The following is a 12,131-nucleotide window of genomic DNA, read 5'->3' as shown; positions in this document are numbered from 1 at the left end:
GATATTGTTTATTATAATTGATCGCCACCAATTTATCAGCGCCCTTCCAATCTGCCTTCTCATCCATATACCCCTAGGATTCGCCCATCATTTTGATTCCTCACAATCGGAAAAACTATAAAATCATCTATTTATAACAGTCAGAATTATCAGCCCTCGCAAACAAATGCACCCAAAACTAATCCACGCCAAATCCCTTCCCCTAAGATAGCTTCAATTAATTTATATTTTTTTCCTCAGCCAATCTGCACTTTAAGTGCCGATCCCTACCGCTGGTGAACTCGCGTCGCTCATAAATCATCCGCGCCAACTCATTCTGTAGTAAATTATTCCGCTTACATAGTATAACTTAGATAATATATGTATTAATTTAGTATATATAGGCACAATATACCATAAAGCTCTCTCTCCAACTTTGCCATCGTTGACAACAAGCCGAACCGATAGCGTAAATGACAACATGATTGCGGCGGTACTTATCGAGCGTTCGAAAACTGTTTTGCCAGACGGTGCGCTCGTCAGATCGTTGTCTGGAAAGTGCCGGAGCCCGTTCCTGGTAGCACGCACCTGTTCAAGTATCGACTGTTTTACGGAAAGGACGGTCGCCGCATCGTCGGTTTCGACAACGAACGCGGTAAAGGCGATCATCGTCACCTTGACGGAGCTGAGCATCCTTACTCGTTCACGACGACCGATACCCTCCTATCCGATTTTCGGAAGGAAATAATCAAGAGGAGGCAGAAACCATGAGAGAAGCCTTAATTCAAATCCGAGCAGACAGTGAAGCTGCCCTTGATGAGGCGTTTGTCAGGGCAACGAACGCAATGCGCTCAGGTAATTCCTCTGAGCCGGTCGCAGTCTTCACCTTCTCGTCGCCGGCGCAGCTTTTTTCCGTCATTAGCCCCAAAAGATGGGAATTGATTGAGCATCTTCAGAAGATCGGTCCATCGAGTATACGCGGACTTGCCAGGGCCGTCGAACGTGACGTCAAGCGCGTACACGAGGACACGTCCGCGTTGTTGGAGTGGGGTATATTCGAACAAACTGGAGACGGAAAGATTTATGTCCCCTACGACGTGATCCATGCAAATTTCGATCTCAGAGCCGCGGCCTAACCAGCGACAGCAACGCAAACTGCTGCCCTGGGCTTGTCACTCCCAGTTCCTGGAGGAAAACGCCGGCAGCCCAATGCTTCAACAGCGATTTCTCAAGGCGCTAAATAGCTGGAGTCAACCTCCACTACCACGCGCTTGCAGTAAGAGCTCTCGCATATTATAGTCACTATGGTCATTATGGTTATAGGCGAAGTGATGCAGGTACCAACACACGGTGAGATGAACTGGACGGTCGCAGGCGCGAAAGCAAAGCTTTCGGAAGTCATGGAACGCGCGCAATCGGCACCTCAGACGATTACTCGCAACGGAAAGCCAAGCGTGGTCGTCGTTTCCGCAGAAGAGTGGCAGAGGAGAACCGGACGCAGTGGATCACTAGCAGAATTTCTGTTGGCATCGCCTATGCGCGGCGCGGATATCGATCTCGAACGACAGCATGACGAACCACGTGACCCGGCGCTATGAGGCTGCTCCTCGATACAAATGTTCTGTCGGAAGTAACGAAACCACGCCCAAATGAAGATGTCTTGACGTGGCTTCACGAGCTAGACGAAGACCGTACGTTCATCAGCATCGTATCGATCGCTGAAATTCGCCGCGGTGTCGCTCTGATGGATAAGGGCAGAAAGCAAGAAGCACTCGACAAATGGCTGACGGATGATCTGCCCCAACGCTTCGAAAACAGGATCATTCCTGTGGAGGGACTTGTCGCCCGGGCCTGGGGCGATCTCATGGCGCTCGCCAAGCGAAGCGGTCGAGGGCTCGCCTCGATGGACGGGATGATTGCAGCCACTGCCGTCGCTCATCAGTTGTCGCTCGCGACGCGCAATACCAAAGATTTCGAAGGCCTCGGAATCAATGTCATCGATCCGTGGGAGACTTGATCAGGTCCTGTTCGTTGAAAAGATTAGTCTAGACGCTCTCCTGCGCCTGCCTAACACCAGCTTGCCGGCAGCTTAGACTTGATGAATGATCATGCATTGTCGAGCGCAATGAAGCCCTCTGCAAGCGTCCTGCGGGTTACATTTATGTGAAAAAGCTCGTATAAAGTGTGAACCTCGACATAGTTGCTCCTATTTCGGCTCTTTGATCACTGCCCGGTTTACCTGCTCATCGTTGAGCCGACGAACTACAAATCCCTCACCCGCAACTTCGTCGGCGCCACTATTCATTATTTCGTTAGATGAGATTCTCACCGATCGGCTAAAACTCTCATCAACGTCAGGCCCAAAGATGTGGATCGTTGAAACCTCGTCCCAGTCCACTCGTGTTCCTGTCTTTTGATCGGTGTAATATCCGCTGCCCACCAAAACGCGTTTTGTGCGCAGGGCAGACTGCCTGGAGTTATCCCCGGAAACCAGATTGAACCCGTAAGTCCCGTCAGCTGGATAGTCGAACTCGACAACGGAAACTTTGCTGGAGACCCTTACCTCAAGCAATTTGTCCTCGTCCGTGATTTCCCTAGCCTTCGGATTATCCTGAAGCACAGATTTCTCCGGTCGATTGCGAAGTTTATGCCAAACGTCCTGGGAGACCTCATGCGGCACCACGAGAACCGTTCCTCCGGTTCTGAGAACAGGATCATCGACGATTATCGTAATATGAGTTTTTACTGGTTTTATCACCTCCATGTTCGCCGCCGCCACATGCGTCTCGAGGAAAGGCGTCAATGCACCCGCTAATATCATTGCTCTAAAAAGGGCGCGAAGCATGCCTAATTCAGCTCTACCTTTGCTGACGTCATCTTGATGTTCTCATCTTCTTCGACGACGGACAGTTTGAACCTTGATTTTTCCTGACTATGGTACTCGAAGAAGGTTGGACCGACATTCTGCCGAGATGTCAATCGATCTCAAAGTTCATATCCGCCCAATAATCGAAATACGCCCTGACCTGCTTCTTGGGTTCAATGGTGCCTGTGCGCACGAGGGGGGAATATGTGCTCCCGCCTCGCGCCGAAATTTCGGCCCTTAACTCTGCAAGACGCTCGCTTGGTGCGGCGACAAGGAAAACATCTCGGTCATCGCTCACATAAATGAGCGCGTCGTTCGGCGACAGAATATACTTCTCTTCGTCGACAAACTCACTTTCCAGTTTAACCGCTTCGGAAAACGAAGAGGCGAATGAACCCTCGAGTGGATTATCGCCGCTTGAAACGAACAACTGACGCGAGCCAAAAAATGCCTCGAAGGCTTCAAATTCGGCGTCATCCAGCCAGTCTACGCCAAAGAAAATCCTGCAACCGTTCCTACGGCAGAATTCCTTGTCTATTCCATATCGATCGGATTTCATCTTTGGCCTCATGTCGATGGGCTGCCAGGATATCTGTATTTTCGGAAAGGCCGTCCGTTCGGCTTGATAATATCAAGTGTTGGCCCATTGCTTTTACTTTCAGGTCGCACCGTTACGGTCCGGCCGTCAGACAGCTTGCCTATCCTAATACCATTTCCTTTATCGATCGCATTGCCTCCAACGAGGTCGTCAAAATCCTTGTTCGCATCGTCGACCGTGCCCGGTCTGTCTCTGTTAAAGTCCTTGTCGCCTGGCTTATGGTTAGAATCCGCATCCATCTGCCCGATCTTTTCCTTCTCTTTCTTCTCCTTCGCGCAGTCGGACGCATCGTTGTCTTGCAAAGTGTTGTGCGGTCGTCCGCCTTCGAGATCTGCTGACTGATGATATAAGCGTCGCCGATGATTGTTACTGCCGAAAGAACATCATGCGTCACCCAGCCAATCGGCCCCCACCAGCAGCGCGCCAGCAACAGGCGTCGTCATGCGCGTACCCTGCGATGTGCAGCAGCCTGACAGACTTCAGCAACAACCGCACTTTCATAGGGTGTCACTTCTCCCGTGCTAATCATATAGTCGGAGCCCGGACCGACACAGAAACCTGGCAGGATTCACTTCCCTTGCTTTAACATATTTTTCAGGCGCTTCCTCATGATCACCATACTCATCCAACCAATCACTTCACGAGTTCTTTCAACGCTCGTAAAATTCAAAGCACCTTCGCAAAATCAGTCTCATGCCGAACAGCAGAATGATAAACGCAACGAAAGCACCTAATGAAAATGGGCCGAACACAATCCACGCGCTTGAAAACAGCGCTGCAAATAATGCTACAAAAACGAAATACGCTGTTTTTTTTCGCATCCTGATTCGTTGCATTTGATAACATTCCCAATATTTCTTGACACGCGCTCGCCCAACTTGGGTTCCGAAACCTGTTTAATGCACATCAGTCATCCGACCGCTGCGGCGGGCAAGCAGGATATTCGTATTTTTTCCAACTTCCTGCAAAGCTACTAAATTCCAATCCCGCGGCACTCGGCGCTTGAGATGGCGACGGAAGGCTGCCGCCCGGGGGACGGACAGGGCAGGCTTCGACAGCAGACCCCACGATTTCTCGACGATCCTTACGCGTTCGTACGACCACCGGAGATTACGTCACGTTCACTGCATGCTGTCATCGGCACGAAATGCAACTGCCGGCGGATCGCCGGCTCTGACTACTAAAACTGATAAGCCAGAATTCTGATCGGAATCTGGCGTTACGTGTTTCCCGCGAGACATCCTGCTCCAGCTTCTGGATATGCTCGTCGCACACGACCTTCACCAATTCCAGGAGATGCGCAGTGCGCTCACCAAGCCACACAAGCGCCTCTTCGCTAATTTCGAAATGTTTTGAATATCTAGCCTTAACATAGGCTTCGTTGATCGTGTTAAACCAGGCTCTTTGCCGGTGGTGATCCCGTGGAAACGCTTCCACCAGCCGCAGATCCTGCTCTTCGGCAAGTGAGCGCAGGAATTTCACGTTGTGAGAGGCAGGCCCGTAGTTGGTGAGTGTCAACAAAACACAGCTATACGCTTGCTCAAGGCATTGATGGACCATGAACGCAGCCAAGCGCAAATTCTTACGCTTATGATAGTCCTCGGCACCCTGAAGAAACGATACTGCTAGCTCGTATCGATCTTCCAAATGCCCTTCCGCAGCTTTTAGTCGTTCTTCCGCTGTCAGAGGCTTCGGCTCGGCCAACGGCTCGTCATCAAGCTCGTAGAGAACAATCCCTTCCTTGCGGATATCCGAGAAGAAATAATGGCCTTTCTTGAGCTCTGTGTTCACCTCGCGCAGTGAGTGGACGATGAACTGCGTCGGCGTTTCGATAAAGCTGTCGCGAATAATCCGGTCGGCGGCCTTGTACCAGTAGGTCGCATGATCGGTCAGCTTGCGGTTGTTGACGATCACAAGCAAATCGAAATCCGAGCGATAGCCCTTCATCGTATGCGGCTCATCGACAAAGGTGCCGCGCGCATAAGAACCGAACAGGATGATTTTCAGAATGCGTCCGCGCTTCTTGAAGTCGGCGGTGCCCTCGTTCAACGCATCCTCGAACTCCTCGTGCAGGATTTCTAGCGCACGGGCAAGCTCTCGCTGCTTTCTATGCGGGATATGATCGAGGGAGGATTTCATCATGGGAACGGGGTCTGACTGGCTTCTGATTGTCGCCGCGATGTCATCGCGCTGGTGGTATCTGTGGACCTTATACGCTTCGTAACATTCATCAAATGGCAAAAGTGCTAGTCGACTTTTGGAGGTCCAGATGTGCCTGGCACCAACGCCTGACCCCGCTGTCGTCTATCTCAGTTGCTATCTCACCCGAGAGCTTTGCGTCTTCGAAGCGAGAACAAGCGTTGTGAGCCAGACCGTTCAACCAAACGAACCGACACGAAGACCAGTGCATCGCCATTCACGGACTGGAACCGGCAGAATCCTGCCGGGTTAGTCTTCCTCAACATGAGGAGAAGAACGATGTCGGAAACAACACGAGGCCATAACCAGGATCGCGCACGCGTTGCTGGCGGACAGGACAATGAAGTCCGTTATGAGGCTAACAAGGAACACGTCTCTAAGGACGATGTGAAGAGTGCGATCAAGTCTGTTGGCAACAGTCGCGACAAAGTCGAAGACGAGCTCGATCGCAAAGGCTGATTGCCGCAAGTCGTGACCGACGGAAAGCCGCCTGGCGTCATCCAGGCGGCTTTCATTTCGTCGTAGGACATCGTGCCCGTTGATGGCGTTACCGGTGTTTCCCTTTCCACCTTCAGAGCAAGACTCCCGCCTGTCCTGCCGCTCACTTCGGCGCTGTGGGGGAGCGCGTTCCCGTCAGGACAGGCTCGATCATCGCCCTCCATCTTCCGTCGCAGTGACCGCCCATTCTCGTTGCTTGCTGAACCGCGTTGACGTGCGATGTCGATGGCTGGGTCGGCGCTTTGTAAGTCGGTTTGTCTGTCGCCTGTGTCCGCTATCAGATCTGCTAGAACAATCCTTTGAACTCCTTGTCCTCGTAGTATCGGATCTTCCGAAGCTTCGCGGGATAATGCCCCTGCCGAAGGAGGATCATCCTGTCGTCTGGTAGTCGCATGATCTCGTCGGCATTGATGAGGTTGCGAGCAGCGATATGCTGCGAGTTCGTCTGCTTGCCTTCGCCATAGGAAGCCGTCATGTAATGCGCATCTCGCCTGCCGATCGAGCGCGCAACAAGCTCTGCCGTCTCGATGTCGTTCACACCAAACACCTGCAGCACGCCGGCATTGGCAAGGAAGGTGTTGGCGCCTTTGCCGTAGAGCGCACGCAGCTGATGAATGTCCTGAAGGATCGGCCAGAGCTGCACGCCATATCCCGCCATCAGGCCCATGGCACGCTCGACAACATCTAAACGTCCCAGGCTCGCAAACTCGTCGAGGAGGAACAGCACGGACTTGTTTGCGGGAGCGACTGTCTTCTGCCTGCCCAATGTCGCAGACGTCACTTCTGACGGGGTAACGCTTCCGGATGGTGACGTGCCGTTGCGCGTCGTCACCATCTCCGTCAGGCTTTGGCTGATCATCAATCTCAGCCAGCGTGCATAGGTGCCAAGCCTGTCCGGTGGCAGTACCAGGAATACGCTCTGCGTTCGCCGCTTCAGATCGGCAAAGCAAAAGTCCGAGCGCTCCATCACCCGCTTCATGCGTGTACTGTCGAGGAAGTGCGTATGGCGCTGCGCCGATGACAATACGCCCGATGCCTCGCGATCGGATTTGCCCAAATGCCGGTTGGCGGCACGTGCTATCAGACCATCACAACGGTCGCTCTCCTGCATCCGTGTCAGCAGGTCGGCAAATGCCTTTGGCGGTCTTGTCAGATAATCGCGCAGCGTTGCCGGATGACGACGATGCGGCGGTTCGCTCGCAACCACCATCATGATCAAACCGGCAATCAGTGCCCTGGCTTCCTCATTCCAGTGTGCGTCGCCGGAACTCCCCGGTTCGTCATAGACCAGAGCATCGGCAAGCGTGCCGGCATGCTCGGCAATATCGACATCATTTGCGTCCAGATGCGCGAACGGATTGAAGCAAGAGGATTGCCGCTCCGTCACCCCGAACGGATCGAGGACATGCAGTGCGCCGAAGCTTTCCCTTGCCCGTGCCGTGATCCTGGCATTCTCGCCTTTCGGATCGATGCAGATGACTGAGCGTTGAAGCGTCAGCAGATTTGGGATGACGGTGCCGACGCCTTTACCGGTTCGCGTCGGTGCCATCGTCATCAGATGCGATGGACCGTCATAGCGCAGCAAAGCCTTCTTCTGCGGATCGCGTCCGATGATAAGACCGGCGCGATCCTTTCCCGCCATCGATGCGATGTCTTTCGCACTGGCCCAGCGTGCCGTGCCAAACACGGATTGCACCGGCACCTCAGAGACGAATGCTCCCATGAACCCGAACACTCCAAAGACGAGCGGCAGGTGTTTTGCCACGACCAGCAGGACCTGACTGATCAGTCCCTGCTCCGCGCCCAATGCCCAATGCACCACGAAGTCGAGGAAGATGATCGTGCCTGCATTCACCCAGCCGATCGCTGCACAGATGGCTGCCAGGAACGGCGCAGTCACGACCGCCTTCACAAAGCCCCAGACCGTCATGGCTGCACGGTGCCTCCGTCCTCGCCCGTGGAGCGTTGCGCGTCATCTCTAGGTGTCCGTGCCGCCTCATTGACGGTGCTATCCAGTCCAGTGCTTGACGCCGCACGGTTCGACGTATCGGTCTCATTCTGCGGCCACAACAGATCGACAAACAGCAGCCGGTCAGCATCGCGGCTGAGGTAAGCCGGAAACTCGCGAGCCAGCCATTGTCGCAACTGTTTGCCGTCCATCGCTCCCTGTTGCTGTCCGTCATCTCCCTCCTGCTCCAGCCGTTCCAGAACGAACGATCCGAGCAGCATCCTGCGCCGTGTCGTCTCTGCCCGCTGCTGCTTCTCCAGCCGCGATTGCAGCGCCTTCTTCTGCTCTTCCAGCTCCCTGATCCGTTGCTCGATGGGTTTGCGCATCCTTGCTCTCCCTCATGGTTGTAGGTCAAAGCCCGGCATTCAAGGAAACCCCTTTCGAATTGGCCACTGGCATTTGTGCTAGTTGAATACTGACCTCCCCACAGCTACCCCCGGTTAAGGCACAAGGGCGCACTTACGAGTTGAGCACTTTTAAGCGCGGGTTTTGCGCTCTATGGCCAGGGAACAGGGCACAGTTGGAGACTGTCTGCCTGTCGGGTTTGTCTATCGCGGGGGAATGATGGCGATCTATCATTGCAGCGCAAAGCCGGTCAGCCGATCGGGCGGCAGAAGTGCCGTCGCGGCAATCGCCTACCGGACGGCAAGCCTGCTCACCAACGAACGCGATGGCCTCACCCATGATTTTACCGCCAAAAAGGGTGTGGTTCACTCCGAGATCGTTCTACCCGCCGATGTCGAGGCAGACTGGGCGCTGGATCGGTCAACACTCTGGAACGCCGCAGAGAGGGCGGAGCGTCGAAAGGATTCCCGCGTTGCGCGTGAGTTCGAGATTGCTCTTCCGCATGAGCTCAGTGCAGACGCCCGTCTGTCTCTCGCCCGTGCCTTTGCCCAGGATCTGGCCGACCGCTACGGTGCTGCCGTCGACTTTGCCATTCACGTTCCTCAGGGCAAGAGCGACATCCGCAATGTCCATGCGCATGTGATGATGACGACCCGGGAGGTAGCACCAGACCGTCTTGGCGAGAAGACCATGATCGAGCGTGAGAACAGGTGGCTCCTGGCAAACGGTCTTCCGACCTCGCACATGCAGATGCGCGATATCCGCAAAGCCTTCGCCGATCACGCCAATCGTCATCTGCTGGAGGCCGGTCTCGATATCCGTGTCGACCATCGATCGCATCTCGACCGTGGCCTGGAGCTCTCACCGACAGAGCATATGGGTGTGCATGCCAGCCAGATGGAACGGCGTGGACTGGATGTTTCCAGGGCTCGTCTGGAAGACAAGGCAGCGAAGAAGAACGCCGATCTGATCCGCAGAAAACCGGAAGAGGTTTTGCGCATCCTGACCGACGAGAAGAGCGTCTTCGACCGTCATGATATCGCTCGCACCATCCATCGCTACATCAACGACAATGACGGTTTCCAGCGCGCCTTTGCCGCCGTCATGGCCTCACCCCAGCTCGTGGAGCTTATGCCTGCGCAAAACAGCAAACTGGCAAAATACTCGACGCGCGAGATGATCAACGTCGAGCATGCGATGGCCGCAAGCAGCCTGCGCATGGCAGAGCGAAACAATCATCGCGTCAGCGCAAACACGATCGATAAGGCGCTACGTCGACAGGATGCGGTGCTGGGTGGGTCAGGCCTCACAGATGAGCAAAGAACCGCTGTTCGCCACATCACTTCACCGACACAGATTGCGGCGGTGATCGGCTTTGCCGGGGCTGGCAAGTCGACGATGCTGTCTGCTGCACGTGAGGCCTGGGAAGCGCAAGGCTATCGTGTTCATGGGGCTGCCCTTGCCGGCAAGGCGGCAGAAGGTTTGACGACATCATCGGGAATTGCAGCGCGCACGCTTGCCTCCTGGGAGTACGGCTGGAACCGTGAAAGAAATGAGCTTGGCCGCAACGACATTCTCGTCATCGATGAGGCTGGCATGGTGGGAAGTCGACAGCTGGCGCGCGTCGTCGCAGAGGCCGAAAAGCGTGGTGCAAAAATTGTTCTCGTCGGCGATCATGAGCAGCTTCAGGCGATCGGTGCAGGCTCGCCGTTCCGTGCCATTGCCGAGCGCATCGGTTCAGTCGAACTCACAGATATCCGCCGGCAGAAACATGACTGGCAGAGAGAAGCCTCCGTCGCTTTTGCCACGCATCGGACCGCAGAAGGATTGCAGCATTACGCTGAGCGCGACAGCATTCGCTTTGCCGATGATCGGGAGCAGGCCTGCGCCGATCTCATCCGCGATTATCTTGCTGACCGAGCGGAGAACCCGGAAGGCTCACGCATTGCATTGGCCCATCGGCGGGTCGATGTTCGCGCCATCAATGACGGTATTCGGGAGCGACTTCAGGCGGAAGGAATGCTGGCGAAAGCTGAGGGTCAGCATAACGTTGGGACAAACGATATTCTTGATCAAAGAAACCGCGAGATTGTCTATCAGACCGTCAACGGCAAGCGTGCCTTTGCGCCTGGCGATCGGATCGTGCTTCTGGAAAACAGCCGCAATCTCGGCGTGAAGAACGGCATGCTGGGAACAGTGGAAGCCGTCGAGCCGAACGCACTACATTTGCGGCTCGACGGATCTTCGGGCGGACCAAACAACGTCCCCCATCTCGCTCTACCGGTCAAAGATTACCAATCCTTTGATCATGGCTACGCCACCACCATCCACAAGGCACAAGGGGCCACCGTCGACCGCGCTTTCGTCATGGCATCGGCCACCATGGACCGGCATTTGACCTATGTGGCGATGACCCGCCATCGTGAAGATGTGACGCTCTATGCTGGTCGCGATAATTTGCATGACATGAAGGAGATGGTCGCCAGCATCGGGCGCTCGGGCGTCAAGGAAACCACGCTCGACTACGAGCAGGTGTTTGCCGAACGGCGTGGGCTTCAGTCAAGAGCCAGCAGAATGAACGGGCTGAAAGTCGCCACGGTGGGAGCGAAGGCACATGAGCAGGAACGCGCCGTCGACAGGCCGGAACAGCCCCAACGGACGCGCTCACAGAGTCGAGACATCCCTGCCCCGCCCGTTGCTGCAATCACCCATTACGACCGCACCGTCGACGAGATCGCGTGGAACAATGCCATGCCGCATCTGGAGCGTGAGATCGAACATCTGCAGTCAATGGCGGGGTCGGTCTATCAGGATACCTTTACCGTCGCGTCCACCTTCAAAAGCTTCATCCTCGATGACAAAACGGATAAAGCCGAACTGGTCAAAGCGGTCAGGGAGCGGCCGGAGCAGTTTGGTACATTGCGTGGCAAGAGTGGCCTCTTCGGCGACAATGCCGAGCGCAAGCAGGCGCTGAGAAGTGCGAAAGGTCTCTCCAGCCATGTAGGGCAAGCGGCAGAGACCTGGGAGCGGCGATTGGACGAAGCGCGCCGGTCGGAAGAGTGGCAACGCGAGAAGCGCGACATCGTTGAGGTGCCAGGTTTGACACCGAAAAGCGAGGCGATACTCAAAGCCTTCGATCAGCTCGACCATGAGCAGAGGCCGCAGTTCCTCGAGCAAATGGCGAAGACGCCAGAGGGCAAGCAGGCGCTTGTCGAAGCAGCAGCGATCGCTAGTGCGCTCGAGAAACGTTTCGGAACTAGCAACAGGCTGGAGTTGGAAAAGATGGATCTGCGATTGGGCAATGATCGGCTTCAGCAGGTTGATCGTATTCGGGACGTCGCGCGGCTGGTCGAGCGAGCGAATACGGCTCAGCAAAGAAGGACGTATCAGCTCGAGCATTGAAGAAGAGGTTAGGCCTCGGGCTATAAGCAATCTTGGAGAGTTCGGCGAGCGCAACAGCATTCTTGGCTAACTGACACCTGTTCGGCATGGAGAGGTTGGTCACTGGTTGCCGAAATTTCCTATGTCGTTCAAATGCTTACTGTCCAAAGTGATCTAGACGTGGCCGATCCAGGGTTTAATCACCGAAATGAGAGGCATATAACTGATGTTGGGACACGGCTTAACTCTTCGCGATT

Annotated in this window: 12 protein-coding genes; 6 read left to right on the top strand and 6 right to left on the bottom strand. The window is 54.9% G+C overall.

Going from position 1 to position 12,131, the window contains the following annotated elements; all coding sequences use genetic code 11:
• Window positions 1-537 precede the first annotated feature (537 nt).
• The 4 genes from AC07U5_RS21670 (at window position 538) to AC07U5_RS21655 (ending at window position 1,996) form a co-directional block, all read left to right on the top strand.
• Complete coding sequence (locus AC07U5_RS21670) at window positions 538-750, top strand: toxin-antitoxin system TumE family protein (protein WP_494723306.1); 213 nt, start codon at window positions 538-540, stop codon at window positions 748-750.
• Complete coding sequence (locus AC07U5_RS21665) at window positions 747-1,115, top strand: HVO_A0114 family putative DNA-binding protein (protein ID WP_494723307.1); 369 nt, start codon at window positions 747-749, stop codon at window positions 1,113-1,115. The genes AC07U5_RS21670 and AC07U5_RS21665 overlap by 4 nt, the downstream gene beginning before the upstream one ends.
• A 195-nt stretch (window positions 1,116-1,310) precedes the next feature.
• Complete coding sequence (locus tag AC07U5_RS21660) at window positions 1,311-1,577, top strand: type II toxin-antitoxin system Phd/YefM family antitoxin (RefSeq protein WP_494723308.1); 267 nt, start codon at window positions 1,311-1,313, stop codon at window positions 1,575-1,577.
• On the top strand, window positions 1,574-1,996 hold the full coding sequence (locus tag AC07U5_RS21655; protein WP_494723309.1) for a type II toxin-antitoxin system VapC family toxin: 423 nt from the start codon (window positions 1,574-1,576) through the stop codon (window positions 1,994-1,996). The genes AC07U5_RS21660 and AC07U5_RS21655 overlap by 4 nt, the downstream gene beginning before the upstream one ends.
• 189 nt (window positions 1,997-2,185) lie before the next feature.
• Here AC07U5_RS21655 and AC07U5_RS21650 read toward each other — a convergent pair whose 3' ends face one another.
• The 4 genes from AC07U5_RS21650 to AC07U5_RS21635 all read right to left on the bottom strand — a co-directional run bounded on the left by AC07U5_RS21650 (window position 2,186) and on the right by AC07U5_RS21635 (window position 5,585).
• On the bottom strand, window positions 2,186-2,824 hold the full coding sequence (locus AC07U5_RS21650) for a hypothetical protein (RefSeq protein WP_494724239.1): 639 nt from the start codon (window positions 2,822-2,824) through the stop codon (window positions 2,186-2,188).
• Between the two features lie 130 nt (window positions 2,825-2,954).
• Window positions 2,955-3,404, bottom strand: coding sequence for a hypothetical protein (locus AC07U5_RS21645; protein WP_494724238.1), 450 nt, complete (start codon window positions 3,402-3,404; stop codon window positions 2,955-2,957).
• Between the two features lie 8 nt (window positions 3,405-3,412).
• Window positions 3,413-3,745 (bottom strand): hypothetical protein, encoded by a 333-nt coding sequence (locus AC07U5_RS21640; RefSeq protein ID WP_494724237.1) that lies wholly within the window; start codon window positions 3,743-3,745, stop codon window positions 3,413-3,415.
• Window positions 3,746-4,577: 832 nt separating this feature from the next.
• Entirely contained in the window at window positions 4,578-5,585 is a 1,008-nt protein-coding gene (locus AC07U5_RS21635) for a nucleotidyltransferase and HEPN domain-containing protein (protein ID WP_494724236.1), read from the bottom strand.
• A gap of 336 nt (window positions 5,586-5,921) precedes the next feature.
• Here AC07U5_RS21635 and AC07U5_RS21630 point away from each other — a divergent pair, with 336 nt between their 5' ends.
• Window positions 5,922-6,101, top strand: coding sequence for a DUF3606 domain-containing protein (locus AC07U5_RS21630; RefSeq protein ID WP_494724235.1), 180 nt, complete (start codon window positions 5,922-5,924; stop codon window positions 6,099-6,101).
• A gap of 325 nt (window positions 6,102-6,426) precedes the next feature.
• Here the strand turns inward: AC07U5_RS21630 and AC07U5_RS21625 are convergent, their stop codons facing one another.
• Both AC07U5_RS21625 and AC07U5_RS21620 read right to left on the bottom strand, forming a co-directional pair.
• Window positions 6,427-8,070 (bottom strand): type IV secretory system conjugative DNA transfer family protein, encoded by a 1,644-nt coding sequence (locus AC07U5_RS21625; RefSeq protein ID WP_494724234.1) that lies wholly within the window; start codon window positions 8,068-8,070, stop codon window positions 6,427-6,429.
• On the bottom strand, window positions 8,067-8,474 hold the full coding sequence (locus AC07U5_RS21620) for a mobilization protein (RefSeq protein ID WP_494724233.1): 408 nt from the start codon (window positions 8,472-8,474) through the stop codon (window positions 8,067-8,069). Before AC07U5_RS21620 ends, AC07U5_RS21625 begins: the two co-directional genes overlap by 4 nt.
• A 238-nt stretch (window positions 8,475-8,712) precedes the next feature.
• Here AC07U5_RS21620 and traA point away from each other — a divergent pair, with 238 nt between their 5' ends.
• Window positions 8,713-11,895 (top strand): Ti-type conjugative transfer relaxase TraA, encoded by a 3,183-nt coding sequence (gene traA, locus AC07U5_RS21615; protein ID WP_494724301.1) that lies wholly within the window; start codon window positions 8,713-8,715, stop codon window positions 11,893-11,895.
• The last annotated feature ends 236 nt before the right edge of the window (window positions 11,896-12,131 follow it).

The sequence above is a fragment of the Agrobacterium sp. GW821-FHT02D03 genome, from assembly GCF_059421725.1.
The sequence above is the reverse complement of the archived record's forward strand: the minus strand, read 5'-3'. Positions and strand labels throughout refer to the sequence as shown.

Coding starts and splice junctions, on each gene's coding strand:
- AC07U5_RS21665 (WP_494723307.1), top strand. CDS start 747: ATGAGAGAAGCCTTAATTCAAATCCGAGCAGACAGTGAAGCTGCCCTT.
- AC07U5_RS21660 (WP_494723308.1), top strand. CDS start 1,311: ATGCAGGTACCAACACACGGTGAGATGAACTGGACGGTCGCAGGCGCG.
- AC07U5_RS21655 (WP_494723309.1), top strand. CDS start 1,574: ATGAGGCTGCTCCTCGATACAAATGTTCTGTCGGAAGTAACGAAACCA.
- AC07U5_RS21650 (WP_494724239.1), bottom strand. CDS start 2,824: ATGCTTCGCGCCCTTTTTAGAGCAATGATATTAGCGGGTGCATTGACG.
- AC07U5_RS21645 (WP_494724238.1), bottom strand. CDS start 3,404: ATGAAATCCGATCGATATGGAATAGACAAGGAATTCTGCCGTAGGAAC.
- AC07U5_RS21635 (WP_494724236.1), bottom strand. CDS start 5,585: ATGATGAAATCCTCCCTCGATCATATCCCGCATAGAAAGCAGCGAGAG.
- AC07U5_RS21630 (WP_494724235.1), top strand. CDS start 5,922: ATGTCGGAAACAACACGAGGCCATAACCAGGATCGCGCACGCGTTGCT.
- AC07U5_RS21625 (WP_494724234.1), bottom strand. CDS start 8,070: ATGACGGTCTGGGGCTTTGTGAAGGCGGTCGTGACTGCGCCGTTCCTG.
- AC07U5_RS21620 (WP_494724233.1), bottom strand. CDS start 8,474: ATGCGCAAACCCATCGAGCAACGGATCAGGGAGCTGGAAGAGCAGAAG.
- traA (WP_494724301.1), top strand. CDS start 8,713: ATGGCGATCTATCATTGCAGCGCAAAGCCGGTCAGCCGATCGGGCGGC.